Below are 26,535 nucleotides of genomic sequence, written 5' to 3' on the forward strand. Positions count from 1 at the left end.
ATACGACCATAAGTGGGGATAACATAACTTGAGGGCAGTGGCATTGCCCGTTGCCGGGCAGGTACTTCGATAAAACTTAACCTTTCACACCCCCTGCCGTCAGGCCGTTGACCAGCCAACGTTGCGCCAACAGGAACACCAGGGTGATAGGAATAGCTGAAAGGACGGCGGCGGCGGCAAAGTCGCCCCACAGGTAGTTTTGCGGGTTGAGATATTGCTGCATACCCACGGCCAGCGTATAGCTGTCCACATCGCGCAGTAACAACGAGGCGACCGGAACTTCGGTAATCGCTGCGATGAACGACAGAATAAACACCACCGCCAGAATCGGTACGGAAAGCGGCAGCAGCACCAGGCGAAACGCCTGCCACGGGGTTGCGCCATCCAGCGCGGCGGCCTCTTCCAGCGAACTGTCGATAGTTTCGAAGTAGCCTTTAATCGTCCAAACATGCAGCGCGATGCCGCCAAGATAGGCGAAGATCACGCCGCCATGCGTATTCAGCCCGATAAATGGAATGTATTGTCCCAGGCGATCAAATAACGCATACAGCGCTACCAGAGACAAAACCGCCGGAAACATTTGGAAAATCAGCATCCCTTTGAGCAGTGTTGCTTTACCTGGAAAACGCATTCGTGCGAAAGCGTAGGCGCAGGTGGTGGAGAGCGCCACGATGCCGATGGCGGTAATACCGGCGATTTTCACCGAGTTCCACAGCCACAGCAGGACCGGGAAGGGAGGCGGCGTTACCCGACCATCCGCATGTTCCACGCTGAAACCCAGCGCCAGCCGCCAGTGTTCCCAGGAGATTTTATCCGGGATCAGGCTTCCGGTGGCGAAGTTCCCTTCACGTAGCGAGATAGCGATGACCATCAGCAGCGGGAACATAATCGCTGCGATGAAAATCAGCAGCCCCAGGTGCGTGATGAGGAGACGCAGTTTCTGAGATTTGGGTTGGACCATAGCCATTGTTATTATCTCCCTTAATCAAACTTCATACGCGTGGCTTTCAGGTTCACTATTGCCAGCGCGCCTACCAGCAGGAAGATCAGCGTGGCAATGGCCGCCGCCAGACCGAAGTCCTGACCGCCGCCGCCTTCAAAGGCGATACGGTAGGTGTAGCTGACGAGTAGATCGGTATAACCGGCAGGCGTGGTGGTGCCGAGACGGTCTGGCCCGCCGTTGGTCAATAACTGAATCAGGACAAAGTTATTAAAGTTAAAGGCGAAGCTGGCGATCATCAGCGGCGTTAGCGGCTTAATCAGCAGCGGTAAGGTGATCTTAAAGAAATTCTGAAATGGACCGGCGCCGTCCATTGCGGAGGCTTCGTACAGGTCATCCGGAATCGCTTTCAGCAGTCCCATGCACAGGATCATCATGTAGGGATAGCCCAGCCAGGTATTCACGATAATCACCATTGCCCGCGCGGTGTTGGGGTCGCTGAACCAGGCAGGTTTAATGCCGAACAGCGCGCTCAGCATCATATTGATTTCACCAAAGCTTTGGTTGAATAACCCTTTGAAAATCAAAATTGAAATAAACGACGGTACGGCGTAGGGCAGAATCAGCAGGACGCGGTAGATAGCTTTACCTTTCAGCGCTTCCCACTGTACGAGGCAGGCCAATACCATCCCAACCGCCACGGTTAACACCACAGTGAGGACCGAAAAGACCACGGTCCAGACGAAGATAGCGAAAAAGGGCTTCTGGATCCCTTCGTCGGTAAAGACGCGCGTAAAGTTTTTCGCGCCGATAGTAACGGTATAACCAGGACTGAGTTTTTCATCACCCCAGCTTCCGTCGGCGTTGATCGACTGATAATAACCGCTATCGTTGTTTGGCCGGTATTTTACGCCGCTCTGGTTATTGGTCAGCAGGCCGTCATCAGCCAGTGTGTACAGCGGACGGGTACCGGAAAACTGACGCAGCGAGCTCATAATCACTTTACTTTCATCCGGCAGGACGGCGGTTATCTGGTTCAACGCCAGACGGTTCTGGGTGATTATTCGCAGATTGGCGCGTTCGCCGCCCGGCAGGGCATCAGTCTCTTTCAGCTGTAATTTTTGTTCGCCGCCGAAGGAAAATGCGTCAGACAGGTAATGTTTGCCCGTTTCTCCGTCGGTGAGGGCCAGTTGCCACTCGTCGCCGGTCGGGTAAAGACCGAAGTTATAGGTTTTTCCTGCCTGATAAGAACGGTCCATCAGCACTTGCTGGGCGCGTTCAAAGGTGAGCTGGTTGGTGCTGCTGTAGTTAGTAAAGGCGATAGCGATGGTGCACACCAGCGGGAATAGCACAAACAGCCCCATGCCGGCGAGGCCAGGGTAAACGTAGCGCCAGGCGTAGGTTTTACGATTTGCGAAAATATACAGGCCAGCAGAGCTTAAAATCAGCGTCATGATGGCGAACAGATACTCCCCTTGTACGTACATTAAAACTACAAGGTAACCCACCAGCAGGCCCAGCAGACCAATTACTGACCATTTAAGCTGGTCGCTTTGCCACCAGTGTTTCTTTTTAATGACATCCATGGGGGTTTTCCTCTACAGCGTTGAAACTTCCTGGCCGGAGATGTGCCTGATGGCGCTGCGCTTATCAGGCCTACGGTGTGTTGTAGGCCGGATAAGGCATTTATGCCGCCATCCGGCACAGGCTCACGGCATTACTTAGTGATACGGCTTTGTGCATCTTTCAGCGCGGCATCCACGGTTTGACGGCCGCTGGCGGCGTTGATCACAGCCGTACGTACCGCATACCAGAAGGCGGACATCTGCGGAATATTCGGCATGATCTCGCCTTTCTGGGCGTTATCCATGGTGGCGGCGATACGGGGGTCTTTCGCTAACTGCTCCTGGAAAGATTTCAGCGCCACGGCGCCCAGCGGTTTATCTTTGTTCACCGCTTCCAGACCCTGATCGGTCAGCAGGTAGTTTTCGAGGAACTCTTTCGCCAGCTCTTTATTCGGGCTGGCAGCGTTAATCCCCGCGCTCAGCACGCCGACGAACGGTTTCGAGGGTTTACCTTTGAAGGTCGGCAGCAGGGTGACACCGTAGTTGACTTTGCTCTTGTCGATGTTCGACCATGCCCACGGACCGTTGATGGTCATTGCCGTTTCGCCTTTATTGAAGGCCGCTTCGGCGATGGAGTAATCGGTATCGGCGCTCATATTTTTGTTCTTGATCATATCGATCAGGAAAGTCAGGCCCGCTTTCGCGCCGGCGTTGTCGACACCAACGTCTTTCACGTCATACTTGCCGTTTTCAAATTTGAACGCGTAACCGCCGTCAGCGGCGATCAAAGGCCAGGTGAAATACGGCTCTTGCAGGTTGAACATTATCGCCGACTTCCCTTTCACTTTTAGCTCTTTATCCAGCGCCGGGATCTCTTCCCAGGTTTTCGGCGGGTTCGGGACGAGGTCTTTGTTATAAATCAGGGAGAGGGCTTCAACGGCGATGGGGTAGGCGATCAGCTTGCCGTTATAACGTACCGCATCCCAGGTGAACGGATAGAGTTTGTCCTGAAACGCTTTATCCGGAGTGACCTCCGCCAGCAGACCAGACTGCGCGTAGCCGCCAAAACGGTCGTGCGCCCAGAAGATAATGTCAGGACCGTCGCCGGTGGCTGCCACCTGCGGGAATTTCTCTTCCAGCTTATCCGGGTGCTCAACGGTCACTTTAATGCCGGTGTCTTGCTCAAATTTTTTACCGACCTCGGCCAGACCGTTATAACCCTTGTCGCCGTTGATCCAGATAACCAGTTTACCTTCTTCAATTTTGGCGAGAGCCGGGGCGGAAATCATCATCGTCGTAAGTGCGGATAATGCGAGGATGCCTACGCCAGTTTTAATCTTCATATCTCCCATCCTTTTTGGTGATGTACACAGAGGTGGTTTAACGGTCTCTAGTTTCTTTATACGACAACCTCTTTCCATCCTCCCCGCCCCTACGCCCCACCCCGGCTTTATGTGATCTGTGTTGCATAAATGTGAGTAATGCGTGCTGGCGCACACAAAAACACGCCGATTTTTGCGGGCGGCATCACGAAATTCCTTTTCTGTCCGCGCCCGTGGTCTCAGGTGTTGTGTCCTCATCCTCCCGCCTCCTCCCCCATAAAAAAGCCGGGGGGTGGAGGATTTACCCCAGTCAGGGATCGCGCATAGTCAGGCCATCATGAATGTTGCTGTCAATGACAGGTTGTAACGAAGGGAGAAGGGCATGGCGAGCGTACAGCTACGAAATGTAACGAAAGCCTGGGGTGACGTGGTGGTATCGAAAGATATTAACCTCGATATCCATGACGGGGAGTTCGTGGTGTTTGTGGGACCGTCAGGCTGTGGTAAATCGACCTTGCTGCGTATGATCGCCGGGCTTGAAACCATCACCAGTGGCGACCTGTTTATCGGGGAAACCCGTATGAATGATATTCCGCCTGCCGAGCGCGGCGTGGGCATGGTATTCCAGTCTTATGCGCTCTATCCCCATCTCTCCGTTGCAGAAAACATGTCTTTCGGCCTCAAGCTGGCGGGCGCCAAAAAAGAGGTAATGAATCAACGCGTCAACCAGGTGGCGGAAGTGCTGCAACTGGCGCATCTGCTGGAACGTAAGCCAAAAGCGCTTTCCGGCGGGCAGCGTCAGCGCGTAGCGATTGGCCGCACGCTGGTGGCGGAGCCGCGTGTGTTTTTGCTGGATGAACCGCTCTCTAACCTGGATGCCGCGCTACGCGTGCAGATGCGCATTGAAATTTCTCGCCTGCATAAACGTCTGGGCCGCACGATGATTTACGTCACCCACGATCAGGTCGAGGCGATGACCCTGGCCGACAAAATCGTGGTGCTGGACGCCGGTCGCGTCGCGCAGGTCGGTAAGCCGCTGGAGCTGTACCACTATCCGGCGGACCGTTTTGTCGCGGGCTTCATCGGCTCGCCGAAGATGAACTTCCTGCCGGTGAAAGTGACCGCCACCGCGATTGAACAAGTCCAGGTCGAACTGCCGAATCGCCAGCAAATCTGGCTGCCGGTCGAAAGTCGCGGCGTGCAGGTCGGCGCCAATATGTCTTTAGGCATTCGGCCGGAACACCTGCTGCCGAGCGATATCGCCGATGTCACCCTGGAAGGCGAAGTCCAGGTGGTCGAGCAGTTAGGGCACGAAACACAAATTCATATCCAGATCCCCGCCATCCGTCAAAACCTGGTTTATCGCCAGAATGACGTGGTGTTGGTAGAAGAGGGCGCCACATTCGCTATCGGCCTGCCGCCAGAGCGCTGTCATCTGTTCCGCGAGGATGGCAGCGCATGTCGTCGTCTGCATCAAGAGCCGGGTGTTTAAGGCCTCCATAAAAAAACGAAACGCAAAACCATTCGCAGTTTTAGAAGGTGGCAGCGTTTAAAGAAAAGCAATGATCTCAGGAGATAGAATGATGATTACTCTGCGCAAACTCCCACTGGCGGTTGCTGTCGCAGCGGGCGTAATGTCCGCTCAGGCAATGGCTGTCGATTTCCACGGTTACGCCCGTTCCGGTATTGGCTGGACGGGAAGCGGCGGCGAACAACAGTGTTTCCAGGCAACGGGTGCCCAAAGTAAATACCGTCTCGGTAACGAATGTGAAACCTATGCGGAACTGAAACTGGGCCAGGAAGTGTGGAAAGAGGGCGATAAGAGCTTCTATTTCGACACCAACGTCGCCTATTCGGTTAACCAGCAGAACGACTGGGAATCGACCGATCCCGCCTTCCGCGAAGCGAACGTGCAGGGTAAAAACCTGATTGAATGGCTGCCGGGCTCTACCATCTGGGCCGGTAAGCGCTTCTATCAGCGTCATGACGTACACATGATCGACTTCTACTACTGGGATATTTCAGGTCCTGGCGCAGGTATCGAAAATATCGATCTGGGCTTCGGTAAGCTTTCACTGGCGGCGACCCGGTCTACTGAAGCGGGCGGCTCTTACACCTTCAGCAGCCAGAATATTTATGATGAAGTGAAAGATACCGCTAACGACGTCTTTGACGTACGTCTGGCTGGTCTGCAAACGAACCCGGACGGCGTACTGGAGCTAGGCGTTGATTACGGTCGCGCCAATACGACCGATGGTTATAAGCTGGCTGATGGGGCATCGAAAGACGGCTGGATGTTCACCGCCGAACACACGCAAAGCATGTTGAAAGGCTATAACAAGTTTGTCGTGCAATATGCCACCGATGCCATGACCACGCAGGGTAAAGGCCAGGCGCGCGGTTCCGACGGTTCTTCATCTTTCACTGAAGAATTGTCTGATGGAACCAAAATTAATTACGCCAATAAGGTCATCAATAATAATGGCAATATGTGGCGTATTTTGGATCATGGCGCCATCTCGCTTGGTGATAAATGGGATTTGATGTACGTCGGTATGTACCAGAATATCGATTGGGATAATAACCTGGGTACTGAGTGGTGGACCGTGGGTGTACGTCCAATGTACAAGTGGACGCCAATCATGAGCACCCTGCTGGAAGTCGGCTACGACAACGTGAAATCTCAGCAGACCGGCGATCGTAACAATCAATATAAAATCACCCTGGCGCAACAGTGGCAGGCGGGCGACAGCATCTGGTCGCGTCCGGCTATCCGTATTTTCGCCACCTACGCGAAATGGGATGAGAAATGGGGCTATATCAAAGACGGCGATAACATTTCCCGTTATGCCGCAGCGACTAACTCCGGCATTTCCACCAACAGCCGTGGCGATAGCGATGAGTGGACCTTCGGCGCCCAGATGGAAATCTGGTGGTAATACGATGGTCATCTGACGTAACGAGGGGCGCAAGCCCCTCGGAAACATCAGGTCTGATGATGCTTGTAAGCCGAATAAGGCGCCAGCCGCCATTCGGCGATATGTTTGGGTTGGCGCGCTATTGCCTGGCTACCGCTGAACCCGCCTTATTGAGGTGAGAATAATGAAAATGAAGAAAAGTCTCGTCGCCCTCTGTTTAACCGCAGGGCTGTTCGCCAGCGTGCCGGGTATCAGCCTGGCGGAAGTGAACTATGTACCGCAAAATACCAGCGCCGCGCCCGTTATTCCTGCTGCTGCGCTACAGCAATTAACCTGGACGCCTGTAGATCAGTCAAAAACGCAGTCTACCCAACTGGCGACTGGCGGCCAGCGCCTTGACGTCGCCGGCATTACCGGCCCGGTCGCCGCTTATAGCGTTCCGGCGAATATCGGCGAGCTGACATTAACTCTGACCAGCGAGGTCAATAAGCAAGCCAGCGTTTTTGCGCCAAACGTGTTGATTCTTGACCAAAATATGACGCCTTCGGCGTTCTTCCCCAGCAGTTACTTTACTTATCAGCAGCCGGGCGTCATGAGCGCAGACCGGCTGGAAGGCGTGATGCGCCTGACGCCTGCGTTGGGGCAGCAGAAACTCTATGTTCTGGTGTTTACGACCGAAAAAGATCTTCAGCAAACCACTACGCTGCTCGATCCGGCAAAAGCCTATGCCAAAGGCGTCGGTAACTCTATCCCGGATATTCCCGATCCAGTTGCTCGCCATACCACTGACGGCGTGGTGAAACTGAAGGTGAAAACCAACAGCAGCTCCAGCGTATTGGTCGGGCCGTTGTTTGGCTCGTCCGGTACCGGGCCGGTAACGGTAGGCAATACCGCCGCGCCGGTCGCTGCGCCAGCGCCAGTCGCGCCGAAGAAAAGCGAGCCGATGTTGAACGATACGGAAAGCTACTTTAATAAAGCGATTAAGGATGCCGTAGCGAAAGGCGACGTCGATAAAGCGCTGAAACTGCTTGATGAGGCCGAACGTCTGGGATCGACATCTGCCCGTTCCACCTTTATCAGCAGTGTAAAAGGCAAGGGGTAATTATTTCCCCACAGTGCTGATTTTGCAGCAACTGGTGCGTCTCCTGGCGCACCTTTTTTTATCATTTCATGCGAATTGTTATTTTTTTGTTGCGCAACAGATCACTTAATTGTGATTGCGCCCCCCGTAATGTCTTTTCTGAGATACAATGACTTTAGGTTATGAATCGGAGAGTAAGGCATGTCACACCCTGCGTTAACGCAACTGCGTGCGCTGCGCTATTTTGATGCGATTCCTGCGCTTGAACCCCATTTGCTGGACTGGCTGTTGCTGGAAGATTCTATGACTAAACGTTTTGAGCAGCAGGGAAAGCGGGTAAGCGTGACGCTGATTCGGGAAGCGTTTGTCGGCCAAAGTGAGGTCGAGGAAGCATCAGGTTTACTGCCATCCGAGTCCCGCTACTGGTTACGTGAGATACTGCTTTGCGCTGACGGCGAGCCCTGGCTTGCCGGACGTACCGTGGTACCGGAATCCACGCTGTGCGGACCTGAACAGGTCTTACAACATCTGGGTAAAACCCCGCTTGGACGTTATCTATTTACATCATCGACACTGACCCGCGATTTTATTGAAATTGGACGCGATGCAACGCTGTGGGGGCGCCGCTCTCGACTGCGGTTGAGCGGAAAACCGCTGTTGCTTACCGAGCTTTTTTTACCTGCATCGCCGCTGTACTGAGAGGAAGATAAAGATGGAGTGGAGTCTGACGCAGAGTAAGCTGCTGGCGTTTCACCGTTTGATGCGTACAGATAAGCCTATTGGCGCGTTGCTGCTGCTCTGGCCGACGCTTTGGGCGCTATGGGTGGCGACGCCGGGTATGCCTCAGCTGTGGATTTTGGCAGTTTTTGTCGCTGGCGTGTGGTTAATGCGCGCGGCGGGCTGCGTGGTAAATGATTATGCCGATCGTAAATTTGACGGACATGTAAAACGTACGGTCAACCGGCCTTTACCCAGCGGCGCCGTGACAGAGAAAGAAGCGCGCAACCTGTTTGTGGTGCTGGTGCTGCTGGCGTTTCTGTTGGTGCTGACGCTGAACGCCATGACGATTCTGCTTTCCGTGGCGGCGCTGGCGTTGGCCTGGGTTTATCCCTTTATGAAACGCTACACCCACCTGCCGCAGGTCGTGCTGGGGGCCGCTTTCGGCTGGTCAATCCCCATGGCGTTCGCCGCGGTGAGCGAATCCCTGCCGTTGAGCTGCTGGCTGATGTTCCTCGCCAATATTCTCTGGGCAGTGGCTTACGATACGCAATATGCGATGGTCGACAGAGATGATGATATCAAGATAGGCATTAAATCGACGGCGATCTTGTTTGGTCGTTATGACACATTGATTATCGGGATTCTGCAGCTTGGCGTCATGGCGTTAATGGCGCTGATCGGCTGGTTGAATGGTCTGGGATGGGGATATTACTGGGCTGTGCTGGTGGCGGGCGCGCTGTTTGTCTACCAGCAAAAACTGATTGCGAACCGTGAGCGTGAAGCCTGCTTTAAAGCCTTTATGAACAATAACTACGTTGGCCTGGTGCTATTTTTAGGGCTGGCGATGAGTTACTGGCACTTCTGATGTCATGCCGGGCGGACCCGGCCTACAAAGCCAAAATTTTCAATACGTCATATCAGTTGCCCGATAAGCTTACGCCATCGGGCATTTCAGGCACTGGCTTACTCGCCCTGCGTCGCGCTTTCAATCGTCAGACGGACATCAGAGGTAATCAGATCGGCAAGCATCTGATATATCTTCATCGTTTCTGCCGGTTCGGCATCGCCCGTATCACTGATATAACCCTCATCCCGTAGCGTCAACACGAGTGAACTGAACACCGCTTTGTCGAAAAACTCCGGCGCGTTAATACCGTGCAGGACAGACAGACGTTGCGCCACGGTACGGCTTTCTTTCTCCAGCGTACTGCGGTTGATGGACGGATTGGCGCTCAACAGCCAGAACGTAATGGCATAACGCTGTAGCGTTTCGCGCGCGCCTGCCGCCAGCAGTTGCAGCGTACGGGAATGCGTCGGGTTGATATGCAGTTCATCATCCTGCAGGGTAATTAGCCCCTGACGCTGCATTTCACTGGCCAGCGCGTCAATGACCGAGGCTAACTCCTCGCGCTCCCAGCGCAGGAACAGCTCCGCTTTTAACATCGGATAGAGCGCTTCAACATGCTGCTGCAACGCATCACGCGAAATGCGACGATGCTGGGTGATAATCGCCGCCATCAGCGAAGGCATAATCAACATATGCGCGATATTGTTACGATAGTAGGTCATCAACACCGCCTGCTCGCGCGGCAGAATGATGATATCGCCAATGGTGTCTTTCTCGACCTCAAACTTATTCATCTGCAGCGCGTGAGCGATAAGCTCGCCAGCGCTGGCGGCAGGAACGGTTGAGTCTGTGGAATAAGGGACATTGCGCATCAGATCGAGATAGCAATCAAGCTGCTCGGTGAGCTGCTCGCGGGTGAGCGAGCGCTGACGCGACGCTAACAGCGCGGTACAACACAGGTTCATCGCGTTTGCCGCGCCAGCGTTGTTAATACGCACCATCAGATCGGCGGCGATACTATTTACCGTCGGCGTCAGCCAGGCTGGGCGTATGGCCTCTATAGGGTCGATAGATTCGCGCCACTCCGGCACATGCTGGTTCAGGTACGTCATGAGCGGCATCGGTTCGCCAAAGTTAACGTAGCCCTGACCCAGATTGCGCAGCTTGCTCAAGCCTTTCAGCATCTGCGGCAGGCTCTCTTTCTCTTTTGTCGCGCCGCGCAGTTCTTTCGCATAGGTGCCCACTTCCATGACGTGCTCATAGCCGATGTAAATAGGCACTAACGTAATTGGACGGGTACCGCCGCGCAGCATCGCCTGGATAGTCATCGACAGGGTGCCGGTTTTCGGGTCTAACAAACGTCCGGTACGCGAACGTCCTCCTTCGACAAAATACTCAACCGAGTAACCGCGGCTGAACAGTTCGCCCAGGTATTCGCGAAAGACGGTGGAATAGAGTTTATTCCCCTTAAAGGTGCGACGAATAAAGAACGCGCCCAGACGACGGAAAATCGGGCCAGCGGGCCAGAAATTAAGGTTAATACCGGCGGCAATGTGCGGCGGAACCAGTCCCTGGTGATACAGCACATAAGAAAGGAGCAAGTAGTCCATATGGCTGCGGTGACAGGGTACATAGACGATTTCATGCCCGTCGTGCGCCAGTTGGCGTACGCGCTCGGCGTTATGCACGTTAATTCCCTGGTAAAGTCGGTTCCAGGTAAACCCCAAAATCCTGTCGGTCAAACGAATCATCTCGTAAGAGAAGTTCGCCGCGATCTCTTCCATCAGCGCAATGGCGTTTTGCTGCGCTTTTTCATGAGAGATTTTTTTACTGCGCGCTTCGTCTTCTACCGCGCGGGCGATCGCTTTCGAGGCCAGCAGTTTGTTAAACAGATCCTGACGGGCAGGCAGGCGTGGGCCAACCGCCGCCAGGCGCTGGCGAGCAAAGTGCATACGCGCCACGCGAGCCAGCTTCTGCGCGATGATTTTATCGGTGCCGTGTTCATCAGCCATACGACGCAATGAGACGGACGGCGAGAATCGGACAAAGCTATCGCGACCCAGCCAGGAGATGGCAAAGAATTTCTGTACGCCGTTCAGCATACGTAAAGGCGGGTTATCTTCTCCCTTTTCACGACCCGGCGCGCGGCCAAACATCACGGAAACGGGCACCATCTGCACGTCCAAAGCCGGATTACTCCGATGCAGATCGAGATAATCGTGAAAAAGTTTCACCGACTCTTCTTTTGGCGTGTAATAGGTAAAGACACGCGGTCCGCCGTGAATAAATACATAGCGTGGCAACAGCGCGCCGTCGATCTCCAGCGGCTCCAGCGGATCCGGGAGATCGTGCGCCAGACATTGCGCCCGCAGCGTCAGTAAGTCCGCTTTTGAGTTGTATGGCAAGACATACATAATGGGGCGAGAAGTATCGAGCCCCAATTCCTGGGCGGGTTCCGCCGGAATAGACTTGCTTTTTACCAGTATGCTTAATGGTAAATTCAGTAATTTGTAGTAAATTCGTGGCCAGCCGGACATAAACGATGTAAAGCCTCTGGTTAATAATGCAAATGCGGTGCAAGGATATCAGAAAGTTTAGCGAATTTCTGTTGTATCCCGTCATACTTCGCGCTGCGTTACGGCAGTCCGAATCGTGCAGGGCAACCGTATAATGTCATTGACGTTAATAATGTAAAAAGGTTCTTTTGATGGCCAATAATACCACTGGATTCACCAGAATTATCAAAGCGGCAGGATATTCCTGGAAAGGATTTCGCGCCGCATGGACTCACGAAGCGGCGTTTCGCCAGGAAAGCCTCGCGGTATTGCTGGGCGTCATCATCGCCTGCTGGCTGGATGTGGATGCGATTACCCGTGTGTTATTGATAGGTTCCGTTTTACTTATCATGATTGTTGAAATCCTCAACAGCGCTATTGAAGCGGTCGTGGACCGCATCGGTTCTGAATACCATGAGCTTTCCGGCCGTGCGAAAGATATGGGATCGGCTGCGGTGCTACTGTCTATTTTCGTTGCCCTGATGACCTGGGGCATCCTGTTATGGTCACATTTTCGATAAAGGTTCCAAATTTTATAAATCTCTTGTTTTTTGCGCCGTTTGTGGTTCCAAAATCACCTTTAACTGTATATACTCACAGCATGATTGTATATACACCCAGGGGGCGGAATGAAAGCGTTAACGGCCAGGCAACAAGAGGTGTTTGATCTCATCCGGGATCACATCAGCCAGACAGGTATGCCACCGACGCGTGCGGAAATCGCGCAGCGTTTGGGGTTCCGTTCCCCAAACGCGGCGGAAGAACACCTTAAAGCGCTGGCGCGCAAAGGGGTGCTTGAAATCGTTTCCGGCGCATCGCGAGGTATCCGTCTGTTACAGGAAGAAGAGGACGGATTACCGCTTGTCGGGCGTGTCGCGGCGGGTGAACCGCTTCTGGCGCAGCAGCATATTGAAGGCCATTACCAGGTCGATCCTTCGCTGTTCAAACCCAGCGCCGATTTCCTGCTGCGCGTGAGCGGTATGTCGATGAAAGACATCGGTATTATGGATGGGGATTTGCTGGCGGTACATAAAACGCAGGACGTCCGTAATGGCCAGGTGGTTGTCGCTCGCATTGATGATGAAGTGACAGTAAAACGCCTGAAAAAGCAGGGCAATAAAGTGGAGCTGCTGCCGGAAAACAGCGAGTTTACACCGATAGTGGTGGATCTGCGCGAACAAAGCTTTACGATTGAAGGGCTGGCGGTAGGCGTCATTCGCAACGGGGAATGGTTGTAGTCTCTTTTTAATCTCCTTGTAAGCCGCCATCCGGCAATCGTGTAGCCTGATGGCGCTGCGCTTATCAGGCCTACGGGAATGCAGTTCCTGAGATGATTAATTTGTAGGCCGGATAAGGCGTTACGTCGCCATCCGGCAATGCGCTCGTTTCGTTTAACTCCTTGTCAGGCTTTTCTCCATGCCGCTTTTTACCTCCTCTGATAAAGCTCTCTGGCGTCTTGCGTTGCCGATGATTTTTTCTAACATCACCGTCCCCTTACTGGGGCTGGTCGATACGGCGGTGATTGGTCATCTGGACAGCCCTGTTTTCCTGGGCGGCGTGGCGGTGGGCGCGACTGCCACCAGCTTTCTTTTCATGCTGCTGCTATTTCTACGTATGAGCACCACCGGCCTAACGGCGCAGGCATTTGGCGCCAAAAATCCGCAGGCGTTAGCCCGGGCGCTCATTCAACCGTTATTGCTGGCGCTGGGCGCAGGCGTGATGATTGTGCTATTTCGCACGCCGCTTATCGAGCTGGCTTTACATATTGTCGGCGGGAACGACGCTGTCCTGGTGCAGGCGAGACGCTTCCTTGAAATTCGTTGGCTAAGCGCTCCCGCGTCACTGGCGAATCTGGTGCTGCTCGGTTGGCTGTTAGGCGTTCAGTATGCGCGGGCGCCGGTTATCTTGTTGGTCGTGGGCAATATCCTCAATATCGCGCTCGACCTGTGGCTGGTGATGGGGCTTCATATGAACGTGCAGGGTGCTGCCCTGGCGACGGTCATCGCAGAATATGTCACGTTACTGATCGGCCTCATGATGGTACGTAAAGTTCTCCATCTCCGCGGTGTGTCGCTGGATATGCTAAAACAGGCCTGGCGCGGCAACGTGCGCCGCCTTTTGGCGCTCAATCGCGATATCATGCTGCGCTCATTGCTCCTTCAGCTTTGTTTTGGCGCAATCACGGTGTCAGGCGCGCGGCTGGGCAGCGATATTATCGCGGTAAATGCAGTCCTGATGACCTTACTCACCTTTACGGCCTATGCGCTGGACGGTTTTGCTTATGCGGTGGAGGCGCACTCCGGTCAGGCTTACGGCGCGCGTGACGGTAGCAAGCTACTGGACGTCTGGCGAGCGGCGTGTCGTCAGTCAGGAATTGTGGCCTTGTTGTTTTCCACAGTCTATGCCCTGGCAGGCGAACATATTGTCGCGTTACTGACCTCATTGCCGCAAATACAGCTACTGGCGGATCGGTATCTTATCTGGCAGGTGGTATTACCGCTGGTGGGCGTATGGTGCTATCTGCTCGACGGTATGTTTATTGGCGCGACGCGCGCTGCCGAAATGCGCAATAGCATGGCAGTCGCCGCGGGAGGATTCGCGCTGACGCTCTTCGCCCTGCCGGTATTAGGAAATCATGGTTTATGGCTGGCATTAACCGTGTTCCTGGCGCTTCGCGGTCTGTCGTTGAGCCTTATCTGGCGTCGTCACTGGCGCGAGGGTACATGGTTTGCCAGATCGTGACGGTTAAAAATTCTGAATATAAAACCGAAGGCCGAATTCCTGCCTACAATTATTATCACGTCCAGCAGAAATTGCAGAGCATTTGGGCGAATAACACCTGCTATTCCTAACCGAATGATGAGGACAAGATGATGAATAAAGACGAAGCCGGCGGTAACTGGAAACAGTTTAAAGGTAAAATGAAAGAACAATGGGGCAAACTGACCGATGACGATATGACCGTTATCGAAGGTAAACGCGACCAACTGGTAGGTAAAATCCAGGAGCGTTACGGTTACCAGAAAGATCAGGCGGAAAAAGAGGTTGTTGACTGGGAAACCCGTAACAACTATCGCTGGTAATATGTTTTCCCCTACCAGGAGTACATGGATGTGCTTCCCCCTGTTTGCTTATGAATGCGGGCGTGCCCCTCTCTACTGCCGCCCGTTTTCCGTTCAGGCTAACGTGGTTTTTTCTTCACCAGCACCGAGTGATCGTGACCACAGTTTCCCGGATGGCGACACGCTTCTACTTCTACGCACGCAGGGCACAGACCGTGCGCCTCAATAACGTTATGTCGTAGCGCAAAGCCCATTTTAGCCGCCAGCGTATGCATGATGTCTTCCACGCCCTCGGCACACTCTTCCTTCACCACGCCGCAACGATCGCAGATAAACATGGCCGAGCTGTGCGTCGGCTGGTCGAACAGGTGGCAAACCACATAACTATTGGTGGATTCCACTTTATGGACAAAACCCTGTTCGAGCAAAAAATCCAGCGCGCGGTAAATGGTGGGCGGTTTGGCCTGTGGTTCCGTTTCGCGCAGCAAATCGAGCAAATCGTATGCGCTGATGGCACCCTGTTGCAGACTCATCAGGCGCAGCACTTCGAGGCGCTGAGGCGTCAGGCGCACGTTGCGCTGCGCGCAGAGTTTTTCAGCTTGCGCCAGTAACTCTTGCGTTGTGGTCTTTTCCATGTAGCACCTCGAATGGCATGAAAGTCTAATCCGTTACTTTACCACGAGCTGCTTAAGACTCTGAAATTACCCCGCGACAATATATCGCCTGCTAAGCTTTTCCGCGCCAGTATTCTCATCTATACATAATGAGGGTCGATATTATAACAACAGGATTTAACATCACTATTTCACAGCAATAGTTCGCCTCTGTCCGGTAAAGCGTGGTGGAGGAATTACTTCACCTGATAATAAGATGGGCTAACTGTGAACAAAAACGTCAAACTTTCACTGATTGCTATCGCGGTCTCGCTTTTTATGGCAAAGCAGGCGAGCGCCGCCAATACCTGGACGGAAGCGCGTAATGACGCAATGGGCGGGACGGGCGTTGCGTCCGCGAATTATGGCAGCGGAGTACTATTAAATCCGGCGTTACTGGCAAAAGCCAAACCGGAAGACAATATCACTGTTGTCCTTCCTGCGGTCGGCGTCCAGATTACGGATAAAGACAATCTCCAGGATGAAATTGACGATATCAGCGATAAAGTGGATTACTACGATGAGGTCGTCGATAACCTTACGCTGGGGCAAATTCTGCTCAATCCGCGAGGCGTGCTGAATCAATTTCAGGGCGCCGCGCGCGACCTGGCCGATGAGCTGGAATATCTCAACGGAAAAACCGCCCGCGCCAATGCCGGCGCCGGGTTGGCGGTAAGTATTCCAGGGCAAACGCTTTCCGTGGCGTTTATCGCCAAAGGTTATGCGCATGGGCGCGTGAGTTCGTCCATTGATCAGAACGATATTCAGTATCTGCGCGATATCCAGCATGATGAACGTGTCGCGCTTCGTGAAGCAGGACGCGCTGCTTTGCTGGGGTCTGACGAAATTACAAAGCATTTAAACTCTACCGCGTCGGGGCGGGTAGCGATTGTATCTGACTACGGTATTGCGCTGGCGAAGCAGTTTGTGGTGGGCGAGGTGCCTGTTTCCATTGGCGTTACGCCAAAACTGCAAAAAACCTGGCTCTATAACTACACCACCTCAATTTATAACTACGACAGTAGCGACTGGAATAGCAGCCGTTATCGCAATGACGATACGGGTTTTAACATTGATGCGGGGCTTGCTGCCGATATCGGTGAAAACTGGACGCTGGGGGTGAGCGGACAAAATCTGGTATCTCGCGATATCGATACGAAAGATATTTACATCACTAATGGTATGACGGGAGAAACCACCAACTACAAAGATACATACCAAATCCGCCCCCTGGTTACCGCGGGCATCGCATGGCATAACGATTTGCTGACCGTAAGCGCCGATGGCGATCTGACGGAAACGAAAGGCTTTAAGAGCGAAGACAATTCACAGTACGTTGGCGTCGGCGCTGAAGTTCGACCGTTGTCATGGCTGGCGGTGCGCGCAGGGTATCGTGCGGATGTGAAAAATAACGATAGCAATGTGGTTACCGGCGGTCTTGGCTTTGCGCCCTTTAACCGTGTGCATCTCGATTTAATGGGACTGTACGGCGAAGATGAAACCTGGGGGGCAGGCGCGCAGCTTACAATGACATTCTGAGGTGCTTTCACCGGAGGCGCTACGCCTCCGGTTTAGCGTTATGCTATAGTAACGCCCCTTTTTTAACCGGATGCTTATTTATTCGCCATGCAGCCTGAAACCCAGTCCTCCGCTTTACCTGCTTATCGCTTCTCCATCGCGCCTATGCTCGACTGGACGGACAGACATTGCCGCTATTTCCTGCGTTTGCTGTCTCGCCAGACGCAGCTCTACACCGAAATGGTGACCACGGGCGCGATTATTCACGGTAAGGGTGACTATCTGGCTTATAGCGAAGAAGAGCATCCGGTCGCTCTACAGCTTGGTGGAAGCGATCCGGCTCAGCTTGCGCATTGTGCAAAGCTGGCGGAAGCGCGTGGCTACGATGAAATTAACCTCAACGTGGGGTGCCCTTCCGATCGCGTGCAAAACGGTATGTTTGGCGCCTGTTTGATGGGCAATGCGCAACTGGTCGCCGATTGTGTTAAAGCCATGCGTGATGTCGTCTCGATTCCGGTGACGGTAAAAACCCGCATTGGTATTGACGATCAGGACAGCTATGCGTTTCTGTGTGATTTCATCGATACGGTTTCCGGTCAGGGCGAATGCGAGATGTTTATTATCCATGCGCGCAAAGCCTGGCTTTCTGGCTTAAGCCCGAAAGAAAATCGTGAGATCCCGCCGCTGGATTACCCGCGCGTCTATCAGCTAAAGCGGGATTTTCCGCACCTGACCATGTCCATTAACGGCGGCATCAAATCGCTGGAAGAGGCGAAGGAGCACCTGCGCCATATGGATGGCGTCATGGTTGGCCGCGAAGCTTATCAGAATCCGGGTATACTGGCCGCGGTGGATCGGGAGATTTTTGGCGCCGATACCACCGATGCCGACCCGGTTGCGGTGGTTCGCGCGATGTATCCCTATATTGAGCGTGAATTGAGCCAGGGAGCGTATCTGGGGCATATCACTCGCCATATGCTGGGGTTGTTCCAGGGCATCCCCGGCGCGCGGCAGTGGCGTCGCTATCTGAGCGAAAACGCCCATAAAGCTGGCGCGGATGTTGCTGTACTGGAGCAGGCGCTAAAACTGGTGGCAGACAAGCGTTAAAAGTTCGCCAAAAATTAGTCAATCTCACCACGCCCTGTGCAGTCTTGCAGGGCGTTTTTCTTATATATCAATAATATAAATATTGGCATGATTTTTGTAAGGGCTTACCTGACCAGACCCGGTAAGCGCCGTGCCGCCGGGCAATGCCATTTTTATGGGGAGCGACTATGCTGGAACTACTTTTTGTGCTTGGCTTTTTTCTGATGTTAATGGTGACGGGCGTCTCCTTGCTGGGCATTCTGGCCGCGCTGGTTGTAGCGACTGCCGTCATGTTCCTGGGCGGAATGTTCGCCCTGATGATCAAGCTGTTACCGTGGCTACTGCTGGCGGTGGCTGTGGTGTGGGTGATCAAAGCAGTAAAAACGCCAAAAATCCCACAGTATCAGCGCAATAACCGTCGGTTTTACTAAGGTATTGAGCGGTTCGTCACAACCTGGAACTTTGCCCTCACAAGCAAATAGGAATCGATTATTAAATCTGTCATGATTGCGCAGGTAACGAATTCATCGCGCTGTACCCTACATACAGCCGAACAAAAAAAGAAAGGGCTTCCCGGGTGGAAGCCCAATTTCTTTGCAGAGCTATTACGGAATCAGCAGGCTTGAGCCCTGTGTGGCCCGGCTTTCCAGCACTTCATGCGCGCGACGGGCATCTTTTAACGCATAGCGTTGATTTTCAGCCACATCGACTTTAATCACGCCGCTGGCGATCAATGAGAACAATTCATTGCTGGCTTCGGTCAGTTCTTCACGTGTCGTAATATACCCCTGTAGTGAAGGTCGCGTGGCATACAGGGAACCTTTCTGATTCAGAATACCTAAATTCACGCCGGTGACGGGGCCGGACGCATTGCCGAAACTGACCATCAGTCCCCGACGTTGCAGGCAGTCCAGTGAGGCCTCCCAGGTATCTTTCCCCACGGAGTCATAGACCACGCGGACTTTTTTGCCGCCGGTGATCTCTTTTACCCGTTCGACAATGCTCTCCTCACGGTAATTAATTACCTGCCAGGCACCGGCGTCCAGCGCCCGCTGCGCTTTTTGCGCGCTACCGACGGTACCGATAAGCTTCGCGCCCAGCGCTTTTGCCCATTGGCAGGCGATCAGACCGACGCCGCCCGCAGCGGCATGAAACAGGAAGGGTTCGTCGGGTTTCACTTCATAGGTTTTGCGCAACAGGTAAAAAACGGTCAATCCCTTGAGAAAAGAGGCTGCCGCCTGTTCGAAAGAAATGGCGTCAGGCAAAATCGCGGCTTTATCTGCGGTGACGTTATGGACGGAACTGTAAGCGCCGAGCGTTGACTGCGCGTAGACGACGCGATCGCCGACGCGAATGTGCTCCACGCCGTTGCCGACTTTACTGACCACACCCGCAGCTTCGGTTCCCAGGCCCGCAGGCAACGACGGGGGCGGATAGAGTCCGCTACGGATATAGGTGTCGATGAAGTTGATACCAATGGCTTTGTTCTCAACCTGGATTTCGTGTTCCGCCGGTTCCGCTGGCGTAAACTCCACGGTCTGAAGCACTTCCGGACCACCATGCTTGTGAAATTCAATACGCGTTGCCATGCTTCCTCCAAAAGAAATGTGGTAATCTTTCGACCCAATCACTATCTCGGTAACTCCATTCACTATGGCAGGAAATAAACCCTTCAACAAACCACAGACTGATGCCCGCGACCGCGATCCGCAGGTTGCCGGGATAAAAGTGCCGCCGCACTCGATTGAAGCGGAACAGTCGGTGTTGGGCGGTTTAATGCTGGATAACGAGCGCTGGGACGATGTGGCCGAGCGCGTGGTGGCGGAAGATTTCTATACCCGCCCGCATCGCCATATCTTTACGGAGATGGGGCGCTTGCAGGAAAGCGGCAGTCCTATCGACCTGATTACGCTCGCGGAATCGCTGGAGCGGCAGGGCCAACTGGACAGCGTCGGCGGTTTCGCCTATCTGGCGGAGCTGTCTAAAAACACGCCAAGCGCGGCGAATATCAGTGCTTATGCGGACATTGTGCGCGAACGCGCCGTGGTCCGCGATATGATCGCGGTGGCGCATGAAATTGCGGACGCCGGTTACGATCCACAGGGGCGCAATAGCGACGAACTGCTGGATCTGGCGGAGTCGCGCGTCTTCCAGATCGCGGAAAACCGGGCCAACAAAGACGAAGGTCCGAAAAGCATCGACCAGATTCTCGACGCCACCGTGGCGCGTATTGAGCAGTTGTTCCAGCAACCGCACGATGGCGTTACAGGCGTGGATACCGGCTATCAGGATCTCAATAAAAAGACGGCAGGGTTACAGCGTTCGGATTTGATTATCGTCGCGGCGCGTCCCTCCATGGGTAAAACCACTTTTGCGATGAACCTCTGCGAAAATGCGGCGATGTTGCAAGATAAGCCGGTACTGATCTTTAGTCTGGAGATGCCCGGCGAACAGATCATGATGCGTATGCTGGCCTCGCTGTCCCGCGTCGATCAGACACGTATTCGTACCGGTCAACTTGATGATGAAGACTGGGCGCGAATCTCCGGCACGATGGGCATTCTGCTGGAGAAACGCAATATGTATATTGACGACTCCTCAGGTCTTACGCCGACAGAAGTCCGTTCGCGCGCGCGGCGTATTTTCCGCGAACATGGCGGGTTAAGTCTGATTATGATCGACTACCTGCAATTGATGCGTGTGCCGTCGCTTTCTGATAACCGTACTCTGGAAATCGCCGAAATTTCTCGCTCGTTGAAAGCGCTGGCGAAGGAACTCCAGGTGCCGGTCGTGGCGCTATCGCAGCTTAACCGCTCCCTGGAACAACGCGCGGATAAACGTCCGGTGAACTCCGACCTGCGTGAATCCGGCTCTATTGAACAGGATGCCGACTTAATTATGTTTATCTACCGTGATGAGGTTTATCACGAGAACAGCGACTTAAAAGGCATTGCTGAAATTATTATTGGTAAGCAACGTAACGGTCCTATCGGTACGGTTCGTCTGACGTTCAATGGTCAGTGGTCGCGCTTCGATAACTATGCGGGACCGCAATACGATGATGAGTAACTCTCCGTCATTCTTTTAACAAGGAATTCAAATGCAAGCGGCAACAGTCGTCATTAACCGCCGCGCTCTGCGACACAACCTGCAACGTCTGCGTGAACTGGCGCCTGCCAGTAAGCTGGTTGCGGTGGTGAAAGCGAACGCTTATGGACACGGTCTTCTGGAGACCGCGCGAACGCTCCCTGATGCTGACGCTTTTGGCGTGGCGCGTCTTGAAGAGGCTCTACGTCTGCGAGCGGGCGGGATCACGCAGCCAATCCTGCTGCTGGAGGGTTTTTTCGACGCCGCCGATTTGCCGACCATTTCCGCGCAATGTCTGCATACCGCCGTACATAATCAAGAGCAGCTTGCCGCCCTGGAGGCGGTGGAGCTGGCGGAGCCGGTAACGGTCTGGATGAAGCTGGATACCGGTATGCATCGTCTCGGCGTGCGTCCCGAAGAGGCGGAGGCGTTCTACCAGCGTCTGACGCACTGTAAAAATGTACGCCAGCCGGTGAATATCGTCAGCCATTTTGCCCGTGCGGATGAGCCGGAATGCGGCGCTACCGAACATCAGCTCGACATTTTTAATGCCTTCTGTCAGGGTAAACCCGGTCAGCGCTCTATTGCCGCGTCTGGCGGTATCCTGCTGTGGCCGCAGTCTCACTTTGACTGGGCGCGTCCGGGCATCATTTTGTATGGCGTATCGCCGCTGGAGCACAAACCCTGGGGGCCGGATTTTGGTTTTCAGCCGGTGATGTCCTTAACCTCCAGTTTGATCGCGGTGCGTGACCACAAAGCGGGCGAACCGGTGGGCTACGGCGGGACATGGGTGAGTGAGCGCGACACGCGCCTGGGCGTGGTGGCGATGGGTTATGGCGATGGCTACCCACGAGCGGCGCCTTCCGGTACGCCAGTACTGGTCAATGGTCGTGAAGTTCCGATTGTCGGGCGGGTGGCGATGGATATGATTTGCGTAGATTTGGGGCCAAACGCGCAGGATAACGCGGGCGATCCGGTGGTCTTATGGGGTGAAGGTCTGCCGGTTGAACGTATCGCTGAAATGACAAAAGTAAGTGCTTACGAACTTATCACGCGCCTGACCTCAAGGGTGGCGATGAAGTATATTGATTAAATACGCGGCGGGCCGGGTGGCGCTTGCGCTTATCCGGCTTGTATCGCGCATTGGCTGTAGGCCGGATAAGACGTTCACGCCGTCATCCGGTAATATGCGCATCCACCACAACATCCTCTCGATCTTCTCGTCCTTCCGGTTTATTGTGTTATTTCCTGCCCTCTGTAAACCTGGAGAACCATCGCGTGTTTCAAAAAGTTGACGCCTATGCCGGCGATCCGATTCTTTCACTGATGGAGCGTTTTAAAGACGACTCCCGTCACGACAAAGTGAATCTGAGCATTGGCCTGTATTACAACGAAGACGGGATTATCCCACAGCTTAAAACGGTGGCCGAAGCCGAAGCCCGGCTTAACGCGCAGCCGCATGGCGCTTCGCTGTACCTGCCGATGGAAGGACTCAATACTTATCGCCATACTATCGCGCCTTTGCTCTTTGGCGCCGATCACCCGGTTCTTCAGCAACAGCGCGTGGCCACTATCCAGACATTAGGCGGCTCCGGCGCGCTGAAAGTAGGCGCGGATTTCCTGAAGCGTTATTTCCCCGACGCAGGCGTATGGGTGAGCGACCCCACCTGGGAAAACCATATTGCGATATTTGCCGGGGCAGGATTCGAAGTGAGTACTTACCCCTGGTATGACGACGCGACTAACGGCATCCGTTTTAACGATCTGCTGGCCACGCTGAATACGTTACCTGCGCGCAGTATCGTGTTGCTGCACCCCTGTTGTCACAACCCGACCGGGGCGGATTTAACGCCTTCGCAATGGGATGCGGTGATTGAAATAGTGAAAGCGCGCGATCTGATTCCGTTTCTTGATATTGCCTATCAGGGGTTTGGCGCAGGCATGGACGATGATGCGTACGTTATTCGCGCCATTGCCAGCGCTGGGTTACCTGCGTTAGTCAGTAATTCTTTTTCGAAGATTTTCTCGCTGTACGGCGAGCGCGTCGGCGGCCTGTCCGTGGTGTGTGAAGATGCTGAAATCGCCGCGCGGGTTCTGGGACAGCTAAAAGCGACGGTGCGCCGAATTTACTCCAGTCCGCCGTGTTTCGGCGCTCAGGTGGTCGCTACGGTCCTGGGCGATGAGGCGTTAAAAGCGGGCTGGCTGGCGGAAGTCGACGCGATGCGTAACCGCATTATATCGATGCGCCAGACGCTGGTGAAGGAGCTGAAGGCGGAGATGCCTGACCGCAACTTTGATTACTTGTTACAGCAGCGCGGTATGTTCAGCTATACCGGGTTAAGCGAGGAGCAGGTCGATCGGTTGCGCGATGAGTTTGGCGTTTACCTGATTGCCAGTGGCCGCATGTGTGTCGCCGGGCTTAATGCTTCAAATGTACACCGCGTGGCGAAGGCATTTGCCGCTGTCATGTAATATTCAGGCCGGACGGCGATAACAGTGCCCTCCGGCCTGACAATAGCTGTTGTGATCATCCTCTTTTTTCGTAACAAAACCGCAGATAATCCTTCCTTTTGACCGTTACTGGCGTTATGGTCAGATAGTTTTTTGAGCAAAGACTCATCTTAATAATTATAATATTTTGAATTTTAAGGGAAAACCATGAAAAAAATAACCCTGGCGCTGAGTGCCGTCTGTTTGTTGTTTACGCTAAACCATTCCGCGAATGCGTTAGTATCTTCCCCTTCGACGCTCAATCCGGGCACTAATGTTGCAAAACTCGCGGAACAAGCGCCTGTCCATTGGGTCTCTGTCGCCCAGATTGAAAACAGCCTCACCGGACGCCCGCCGATGGCGGTCGGCTTTGATATTGACGACACCGTGTTATTTTCCAGCCCCGGATTCTGGCGCGGAAAGAAAACCTACTCCCCGGACAGCGACGATTATCTGAAAAATCCGGCCTTTTGGGAAAAAATGAACAACGGCTGGGATGAGTTCAGTATTCCAAAAGAAGTGGCCCGACAGCTCATTGATATGCATGTTCGCCGTGGCGACAGTATTTACTTTGTCACTGGTCGTAGTCAGACGAAAACGGAAACCGTGTCGAAAACGCTGGCGGATAACTTCCATATTCCGGCGGCGAATATGAATCCGGTGATTTTCGCCGGCGATAAACCGGAACAAAATACGAAAGTACAGTGGCTGCAGGAGAAGAACATGCGTATCTTCTACGGCGATTCGGATAACGATATTACCGCGGCCCGTGATTGTGGTATCCGCGGTATTCGCATCCTGCGCGCGGCTAACTCCACCTACAAACCGCTGCCGCAGGCAGGAGCGTTTGGCGAGGAAGTCATTGTCAACTCGGAGTACTAAAAATCAGGAGAGCGACAGGCTCTCCTTTTTTGCATGATTTTTGCACAAACTTGCCCCGCTGGCTTTTACCTTTTCCAGACTTGCTGCACACTATTCAGGAGACGTTTGTTTTTAGGAAGGAGCAGCCTATGTGGTATCAGCGCACCATTACACTGAGCGAGAAGCCGCGCGGGTTTCATCTGATAACAGATGAAATTACCGATAAATTGTCTGGCTTACCGCCTGTCGAAACGGGTTTGCTGCATCTGTTGTTGCTACATACCTCGGCCTCGCTGACGTTAAACGAAAACTGCGATCCCACCGTGCGCGCTGATATGGAGCGCCATTTCCTGAAAACCGTTCCCGATAATGCGGCGTATGAACATGATTACGAAGGCGCGGATGACATGCCTTCGCATATTAAGTCGTCAGTATTGGGCGTCTCGTTGCTGCTGCCTGTACGCCAGGGGCGTTTACAGTTAGGAACATGGCAAGGTATCTGGTTGGGAGAGCACCGTATTCACGGCGGTCCACGTAAAATCATCGCGACACTACAAGGGGAATGATAATGACCATTTCGGAATTACTGCAATACTGCATGGCAAAACCTGGCGCAGAGCAGAGCGTCCACAGCGACTGGAAAGCGACGCAAATTAAAGTGGAAGATGTACTTTTCGCGATGGTAAAAGAAGTTGAAGGACGCCCGGCAGCCTCTCTCAAAACCAGCCCGGAACTGGCAGAGTTGTTACGTCAGCAGCACAGCGATGTACGACCGAGTCGGCACCTTAATAAAGCGCACTGGAGCACGGTCTATCTGGACGGCTCGCTGCCGGATTCACAACTCTATTATCTGGTCGATGCCTCTTATCAACAGGCGGTAAATGCGCTGTCGGAAGATAAACGCAAGCAGTTGCCGCAGTCCTGATTATAGCGCGCCGACCAACAACGCCAGGGCGATATCAATGAGGCGGATGACCGTAGACCGGATACGGCTGCCGAGGGCGATTTGCGCATTATTGGCGCGTAGCCTGGCGAGGTCCCGCTGTCCTTCCAGCAGAATAATCATATCGTCGTCGTCCAGCCAGCCGCGAGCATGTTCCTGAAGCGCGCGGGCGATAAACGCGGCGGACTCGCGGATAGCGTCGTCGCTGTCTTCTCTTGCCTGCTTATACGTCTGGATAAACTCGGCAATCGCCGAGGACGCTACAGGGTGTTCGGCCTGGGCGGTGGTTATCAGGTAATGTATTTCGTTAATAGACGCCATTTTCATCTCCCTGAGTGCAGCGGGCGCCCCAATGCAGACACTCGCCCTGTATGGCTAATTTCCAGACCTGATTATTTTGCTGTTGGTATCTCTCAGCCTGGATGTAAGTAAGTGGTTGCTTACGTCGCATAACCCGCGCATAAAGACGCAAATAGTGATTTTTCAGCAGCGCCAGATTATCGAGACGGTGTTTATCCCCACCTTGACGGGCGACCCGCTCAGCCTGAAAAAATATCTGGCGGATATCGCGGTCATCCTTGAGCAGTGTCTCTTTTTGCCACGGTATTCGCGCCGCGTCCTGCAGGAAGCGGGTTGAGCGCGCTTGTAATAGCGTTAGTTGTTGAAAAGCCACGGCGCTAAAGCGGTCAGGCAGCGTACAGGCGGATAAAAACAGGCACAGCAGTAGTGTGATTGCGTAGGGCAACTTCATGGTGTTTTCCATAACAGACCGTTTGCGCTATCACATGTCAGAGCGAGGCGGCACGCAAATCACAAATGCTCAACACGGATACAATGAGGTGGGATGAGGAAAAATGATGCCGCTTCCCGGCGAATCGGAAAGCGGC

Annotated in this window: 27 protein-coding genes and 46 other annotated features; of the genes, 19 read left to right on the forward strand and 8 right to left on the reverse strand. The window is 53.7% G+C overall.

Annotation, left to right across the window (positions count from 1 at the left end; translation table 11 throughout):
• Nucleotides 1-76 precede the first annotated feature (76 nt).
• From malG to malE, 3 genes are all read right to left on the reverse strand, one after another.
• Nucleotides 77-983, reverse strand: a protein-coding gene (gene malG / locus STM4227; RefSeq protein NP_463092.1) for a maltose transport protein. Within the gene, nucleotides 77-967 belong to an annotated coding region; the region does not span the whole gene.
• Nucleotides 978-983: a ribosome-binding site (putative RBS for malG; RegulonDB:STMS1H004133), on the reverse strand. (Overlaps the previous gene by 6 nt.)
• Nucleotides 982-2,539 (reverse strand): maltose transport protein gene (malF, locus tag STM4228; RefSeq protein NP_463093.1). Within the gene, nucleotides 982-2,526 belong to an annotated coding region; the region does not span the whole gene. The genes malG and malF overlap by 2 nt, the downstream gene beginning before the upstream one ends.
• Nucleotides 2,534-2,539: a ribosome-binding site (putative RBS for malF; RegulonDB:STMS1H004134), on the reverse strand. Its footprint overlaps the gene before it by 6 nt.
• 118 nt (nucleotides 2,540-2,657) lie before the next feature.
• Nucleotides 2,658-3,917, reverse strand: a protein-coding gene (malE, locus tag STM4229; protein ID NP_463094.3) for a maltose transport protein. Within the gene, nucleotides 2,658-3,857 belong to an annotated coding region; the region does not span the whole gene.
• Nucleotides 3,890-3,898, reverse strand: a -10 signal (putative -10_signal for malE; RegulonDB:STMLTH004656). Its footprint overlaps the gene before it by 9 nt.
• Nucleotides 3,909-3,917 (reverse strand) — a -35 signal (putative -35_signal for malE; RegulonDB:STMLTH004656). (Lies within the gene malE.)
• 3 nt (nucleotides 3,918-3,920) lie before the next feature.
• Nucleotides 3,921-3,958: a protein binding site (putative binding site for MalT, RegulonDB: STMS1H000269), on the reverse strand.
• Nucleotides 3,927-3,939 (forward strand) — a protein binding site (putative binding site for MalT, RegulonDB: STMS1H000276). It overlaps the preceding feature by 13 nt.
• A 1-nt stretch (nucleotide 3,959) precedes the next feature.
• Nucleotides 3,960-3,975, reverse strand: a protein binding site (putative binding site for CRP, RegulonDB: STMS1H000109).
• Nucleotides 3,961-3,976 (forward strand) — a protein binding site (putative binding site for CRP, RegulonDB: STMS1H000065). (Overlaps the previous feature by 15 nt.)
• 8 nt (nucleotides 3,977-3,984) lie before the next feature.
• Nucleotides 3,985-4,005: a protein binding site (putative binding site for CRP, RegulonDB: STMS1H000074), on the forward strand.
• Between the two features lie 5 nt (nucleotides 4,006-4,010).
• Nucleotides 4,011-4,017, reverse strand: a protein binding site (putative binding site for CRP, RegulonDB: STMS1H000063).
• Nucleotides 4,017-4,037: a protein binding site (putative binding site for CRP, RegulonDB: STMS1H000087), on the reverse strand. It overlaps the preceding feature by 1 nt.
• Nucleotides 4,021-4,041: a protein binding site (putative binding site for CRP, RegulonDB: STMS1H000095), on the forward strand. (Overlaps the previous feature by 17 nt.)
• A gap of 36 nt (nucleotides 4,042-4,077) precedes the next feature.
• Nucleotides 4,078-4,136, reverse strand: a protein binding site (putative binding site for MalT, RegulonDB: STMS1H000272).
• Nucleotides 4,087-4,097, forward strand: a protein binding site (putative binding site for MalT, RegulonDB: STMS1H000271). Its footprint overlaps the feature before it by 11 nt.
• Nucleotides 4,119-4,131, forward strand: a protein binding site (putative binding site for MalT, RegulonDB: STMS1H000270). (Lies within the feature at nucleotides 4,078-4,136.)
• Nucleotides 4,137-4,155: 19 nt before the next feature.
• Nucleotides 4,156-4,171: a protein binding site (putative binding site for MalT, RegulonDB: STMS1H000274), on the reverse strand.
• A 25-nt stretch (nucleotides 4,172-4,196) separates the two neighbouring features.
• Nucleotides 4,197-4,202, forward strand: a ribosome-binding site (putative RBS for malK; RegulonDB:STMS1H004135).
• Here malE and malK point away from each other — a divergent pair.
• From malK to ubiA, 5 genes are all read left to right on the forward strand, one after another.
• Nucleotides 4,197-5,319, forward strand: a protein-coding gene (malK, locus tag STM4230) for a maltose transport protein (RefSeq protein ID NP_463095.1). Within the gene, nucleotides 4,210-5,319 belong to an annotated coding region; the region does not span the whole gene. Its footprint overlaps the feature before it by 6 nt.
• 77 nt (nucleotides 5,320-5,396) lie before the next feature.
• Nucleotides 5,397-5,402, forward strand: a ribosome-binding site (putative RBS for lamB; RegulonDB:STMS1H004136).
• Nucleotides 5,397-6,766, forward strand: a protein-coding gene (gene lamB, locus STM4231; RefSeq protein NP_463096.1) for a phage lambda receptor protein. Within the gene, nucleotides 5,408-6,766 belong to an annotated coding region; the region does not span the whole gene. Its footprint overlaps the feature before it by 6 nt.
• Before the next feature lie 151 nt (nucleotides 6,767-6,917).
• Nucleotides 6,918-6,923 (forward strand) — a ribosome-binding site (putative RBS for malM; RegulonDB:STMS1H004137).
• The gene (gene malM / locus STM4232) for a periplasmic protein of mal regulon (protein ID NP_463097.1) occupies nucleotides 6,918-7,847 on the forward strand. Within the gene, nucleotides 6,930-7,847 belong to an annotated coding region; the region does not span the whole gene. (Overlaps the previous feature by 6 nt.)
• 166 nt (nucleotides 7,848-8,013) lie before the next feature.
• Nucleotides 8,014-8,019, forward strand: a ribosome-binding site (putative RBS for ubiC; RegulonDB:STMS1H004138).
• Nucleotides 8,014-8,525, forward strand: a protein-coding gene (gene ubiC, locus STM4233) for a chorismate pyruvate lyase (RefSeq protein ID NP_463098.1). Within the gene, nucleotides 8,028-8,525 belong to an annotated coding region; the region does not span the whole gene. Its footprint overlaps the feature before it by 6 nt.
• Nucleotides 8,526-8,531: a ribosome-binding site (putative RBS for ubiA; RegulonDB:STMS1H004139), on the forward strand. It begins immediately after the preceding gene.
• The gene (gene ubiA / locus STM4234; protein NP_463099.1) for a p-hydroxybenzoate: octaprenyltransferase occupies nucleotides 8,526-9,411 on the forward strand. Within the gene, nucleotides 8,539-9,411 belong to an annotated coding region; the region does not span the whole gene. (Overlaps the previous feature by 6 nt.)
• A 98-nt stretch (nucleotides 9,412-9,509) precedes the next feature.
• Here the strand turns inward: ubiA and plsB are convergent.
• Nucleotides 9,510-11,947, reverse strand: a protein-coding gene (gene plsB, locus STM4235; protein NP_463100.1) for a glycerolphosphate acyltransferase activity. Within the gene, nucleotides 9,510-11,930 belong to an annotated coding region; the region does not span the whole gene.
• Nucleotides 11,942-11,947 (reverse strand) — a ribosome-binding site (putative RBS for plsB; RegulonDB:STMS1H004140). (Overlaps the previous gene by 6 nt.)
• Nucleotides 11,948-12,088: 141 nt before the next feature.
• Nucleotides 12,089-12,094 (forward strand) — a ribosome-binding site (putative RBS for dgkA; RegulonDB:STMS1H004141).
• Here plsB and dgkA point away from each other — a divergent pair.
• The 5 genes from dgkA to yjbJ all read left to right on the forward strand — a co-directional run bounded on the left by dgkA (nucleotide 12,089) and on the right by yjbJ (nucleotide 15,031).
• Nucleotides 12,089-12,469, forward strand: a protein-coding gene (gene dgkA, locus STM4236) for a diacylglycerol kinase (protein NP_463101.1). Within the gene, nucleotides 12,101-12,469 belong to an annotated coding region; the region does not span the whole gene. Its footprint overlaps the feature before it by 6 nt.
• Before the next feature lie 42 nt (nucleotides 12,470-12,511).
• Nucleotides 12,512-12,520 (forward strand) — a -35 signal (putative -35_signal for lexA; RegulonDB:STMLTH004657).
• Nucleotides 12,512-13,186, forward strand: a protein-coding gene (lexA, locus tag STM4237) for an SOS response regulator (protein NP_463102.1). Within the gene, nucleotides 12,578-13,186 belong to an annotated coding region; the region does not span the whole gene. (Overlaps the previous feature by 9 nt.)
• Nucleotides 12,533-12,549: a protein binding site (putative binding site for LexA, RegulonDB: STMS1H000241), on the forward strand. (Overlaps the previous gene by 17 nt.)
• Nucleotides 12,536-12,544 (forward strand) — a -10 signal (putative -10_signal for lexA; RegulonDB:STMLTH004657). (Overlaps the previous feature by 9 nt.)
• Nucleotides 12,553-12,573 (forward strand) — a protein binding site (putative binding site for LexA, RegulonDB: STMS1H000249).
• Nucleotides 12,567-12,572 (forward strand) — a ribosome-binding site (putative RBS for lexA; RegulonDB:STMS1H004142). It overlaps the preceding feature by 6 nt.
• Before the next feature lie 165 nt (nucleotides 13,187-13,351).
• Nucleotides 13,352-13,357, forward strand: a ribosome-binding site (putative RBS for dinF; RegulonDB:STMS1H004143).
• The gene (gene dinF, locus STM4238) for a DNA-damage-inducible protein F (RefSeq protein ID NP_463103.1) occupies nucleotides 13,352-14,690 on the forward strand. Within the gene, nucleotides 13,365-14,690 belong to an annotated coding region; the region does not span the whole gene. Its footprint overlaps the feature before it by 6 nt.
• A complete protein-coding gene (locus tag STM4239) occupies nucleotides 14,687-14,800 on the forward strand; it encodes a putative cytoplasmic protein (RefSeq protein ID NP_463104.1) in 114 nt (37 codons plus the stop codon). Before dinF ends, STM4239 begins: the two co-directional genes overlap by 4 nt.
• A gap of 9 nt (nucleotides 14,801-14,809) precedes the next feature.
• Nucleotides 14,810-14,815 (forward strand) — a ribosome-binding site (putative RBS for yjbJ; RegulonDB:STMS1H004144).
• The gene (gene yjbJ, locus STM4240; RefSeq protein NP_463105.1) for a putative cytoplasmic protein occupies nucleotides 14,810-15,031 on the forward strand. Within the gene, nucleotides 14,819-15,031 belong to an annotated coding region; the region does not span the whole gene. (Overlaps the previous feature by 6 nt.)
• A 98-nt stretch (nucleotides 15,032-15,129) precedes the next feature.
• Here yjbJ and zur read toward each other — a convergent pair.
• The gene (gene zur, locus STM4241) for a transcriptional repressor of znuABC operon (protein NP_463106.1) occupies nucleotides 15,130-15,655 on the reverse strand. Within the gene, nucleotides 15,130-15,645 belong to an annotated coding region; the region does not span the whole gene.
• Nucleotides 15,650-15,655: a ribosome-binding site (putative RBS for zur; RegulonDB:STMS1H004145), on the reverse strand. It overlaps the preceding gene by 6 nt.
• A gap of 232 nt (nucleotides 15,656-15,887) precedes the next feature.
• Nucleotides 15,888-15,893 (forward strand) — a ribosome-binding site (putative RBS for STM4242; RegulonDB:STMS1H004146).
• Here zur and STM4242 point away from each other — a divergent pair.
• From STM4242 to yjbO, 3 genes are all read left to right on the forward strand, one after another.
• Nucleotides 15,888-17,202 (forward strand): putative outer membrane or exported protein gene (locus tag STM4242; RefSeq protein NP_463107.1). Within the gene, nucleotides 15,892-17,202 belong to an annotated coding region; the region does not span the whole gene. Its footprint overlaps the feature before it by 6 nt.
• An 87-nt stretch (nucleotides 17,203-17,289) precedes the next feature.
• Entirely contained in the window at nucleotides 17,290-18,288 is a 999-nt protein-coding gene (gene yjbN / locus STM4243) for a putative TIM-barrel enzyme (protein NP_463108.1), read from the forward strand.
• A 154-nt stretch (nucleotides 18,289-18,442) separates the two neighbouring features.
• Nucleotides 18,443-18,448 (forward strand) — a ribosome-binding site (putative RBS for yjbO; RegulonDB:STMS1H004147).
• Nucleotides 18,443-18,698, forward strand: a protein-coding gene (yjbO, locus tag STM4244; protein NP_463109.1) for a putative inner membrane protein. Within the gene, nucleotides 18,456-18,698 belong to an annotated coding region; the region does not span the whole gene. (Overlaps the previous feature by 6 nt.)
• A 174-nt stretch (nucleotides 18,699-18,872) precedes the next feature.
• On the opposite strand, the gene qor is transcribed toward yjbO, so the two are convergent.
• Nucleotides 18,873-19,864 (reverse strand): NADPH dependent quinone oxidoreductase gene (gene qor / locus STM4245; RefSeq protein NP_463110.1). Within the gene, nucleotides 18,873-19,856 belong to an annotated coding region; the region does not span the whole gene.
• Nucleotides 19,859-19,864: a ribosome-binding site (putative RBS for qor; RegulonDB:STMS1H004148), on the reverse strand. It overlaps the preceding gene by 6 nt.
• A 38-nt stretch (nucleotides 19,865-19,902) precedes the next feature.
• Nucleotides 19,903-19,908: a ribosome-binding site (putative RBS for dnaB; RegulonDB:STMS1H004149), on the forward strand.
• On the opposite strand from qor, the gene dnaB reads away from it, so the two are divergent.
• From dnaB to yjbR, 6 genes are all read left to right on the forward strand, one after another.
• The gene (gene dnaB / locus STM4246; RefSeq protein NP_463111.1) for a putative replicative DNA helicase occupies nucleotides 19,903-21,336 on the forward strand. Within the gene, nucleotides 19,921-21,336 belong to an annotated coding region; the region does not span the whole gene. (Overlaps the previous feature by 6 nt.)
• Before the next feature lie 20 nt (nucleotides 21,337-21,356).
• Nucleotides 21,357-21,362: a ribosome-binding site (putative RBS for alr; RegulonDB:STMS1H004150), on the forward strand.
• The gene (gene alr, locus STM4247; RefSeq protein ID NP_463112.1) for a biosynthetic alanine racemase 1 occupies nucleotides 21,357-22,447 on the forward strand. Within the gene, nucleotides 21,368-22,447 belong to an annotated coding region; the region does not span the whole gene. (Overlaps the previous feature by 6 nt.)
• 137 nt (nucleotides 22,448-22,584) lie before the next feature.
• Nucleotides 22,585-22,593, forward strand: a -35 signal (putative -35_signal for tyrB; RegulonDB:STMLTH004658).
• Nucleotides 22,585-23,826 (forward strand): tyrosine aminotransferase gene (gene tyrB / locus STM4248; protein NP_463113.1). Within the gene, nucleotides 22,633-23,826 belong to an annotated coding region; the region does not span the whole gene. Its footprint overlaps the feature before it by 9 nt.
• Nucleotides 22,606-22,628 (forward strand) — a protein binding site (putative binding site for TyrR, RegulonDB: STMS1H000389). Its footprint overlaps the gene before it by 23 nt.
• Nucleotides 22,612-22,620: a -10 signal (putative -10_signal for tyrB; RegulonDB:STMLTH004658), on the forward strand. Its footprint overlaps the feature before it by 9 nt.
• Nucleotides 22,618-22,623, forward strand: a ribosome-binding site (putative RBS for tyrB; RegulonDB:STMS1H004151). It overlaps the preceding feature by 3 nt.
• Nucleotides 22,632-22,656: a protein binding site (putative binding site for TyrR, RegulonDB: STMS1H000384), on the forward strand.
• A gap of 175 nt (nucleotides 23,827-24,001) precedes the next feature.
• Nucleotides 24,002-24,007: a ribosome-binding site (putative RBS for aphA; RegulonDB:STMS1H004152), on the forward strand.
• Nucleotides 24,002-24,726, forward strand: a protein-coding gene (aphA, locus tag STM4249) for a non-specific acid phosphatase/phosphotransferase, class B (RefSeq protein NP_463114.1). Within the gene, nucleotides 24,013-24,726 belong to an annotated coding region; the region does not span the whole gene. It overlaps the preceding feature by 6 nt.
• A 116-nt stretch (nucleotides 24,727-24,842) precedes the next feature.
• Nucleotides 24,843-24,848, forward strand: a ribosome-binding site (putative RBS for yjbQ; RegulonDB:STMS1H004153).
• Nucleotides 24,843-25,271, forward strand: a protein-coding gene (gene yjbQ / locus STM4250; protein ID NP_463115.1) for a putative cytoplasmic protein. Within the gene, nucleotides 24,855-25,271 belong to an annotated coding region; the region does not span the whole gene. Its footprint overlaps the feature before it by 6 nt.
• Nucleotides 25,261-25,266 (forward strand) — a ribosome-binding site (putative RBS for yjbR; RegulonDB:STMS1H004154). Its footprint overlaps the gene before it by 6 nt.
• Nucleotides 25,261-25,630, forward strand: a protein-coding gene (gene yjbR, locus STM4251) for a putative cytoplasmic protein (RefSeq protein NP_463116.1). Within the gene, nucleotides 25,274-25,630 belong to an annotated coding region; the region does not span the whole gene. The genes yjbQ and yjbR overlap by 11 nt, the downstream gene beginning before the upstream one ends.
• On the opposite strand, the gene STM4252 is transcribed toward yjbR, so the two are convergent.
• Nucleotides 25,631-25,975, reverse strand: a protein-coding gene (locus STM4252; RefSeq protein NP_463117.1) for a putative inner membrane protein. Within the gene, nucleotides 25,631-25,969 belong to an annotated coding region; the region does not span the whole gene. It lies immediately after the preceding gene.
• The gene (locus STM4253; protein ID NP_463118.1) for a putative outer membrane lipoprotein occupies nucleotides 25,956-26,414 on the reverse strand. Within the gene, nucleotides 25,956-26,411 belong to an annotated coding region; the region does not span the whole gene. Before STM4253 ends, STM4252 begins: the two co-directional genes overlap by 20 nt.
• Nucleotides 25,970-25,975 (reverse strand) — a ribosome-binding site (putative RBS for STM4252; RegulonDB:STMS1H004155). It overlaps the preceding gene by 6 nt.
• Nucleotides 26,409-26,414 (reverse strand) — a ribosome-binding site (putative RBS for STM4253; RegulonDB:STMS1H004156). Its footprint lies within the gene STM4253.
• Nucleotides 26,415-26,535 lie beyond the last annotated feature (121 nt).

Source organism: Salmonella enterica subsp. enterica serovar Typhimurium str. LT2 (assembly GCF_000006945.2).
Classification (GTDB): domain Bacteria; phylum Pseudomonadota; class Gammaproteobacteria; order Enterobacterales; family Enterobacteriaceae; genus Salmonella; species Salmonella enterica.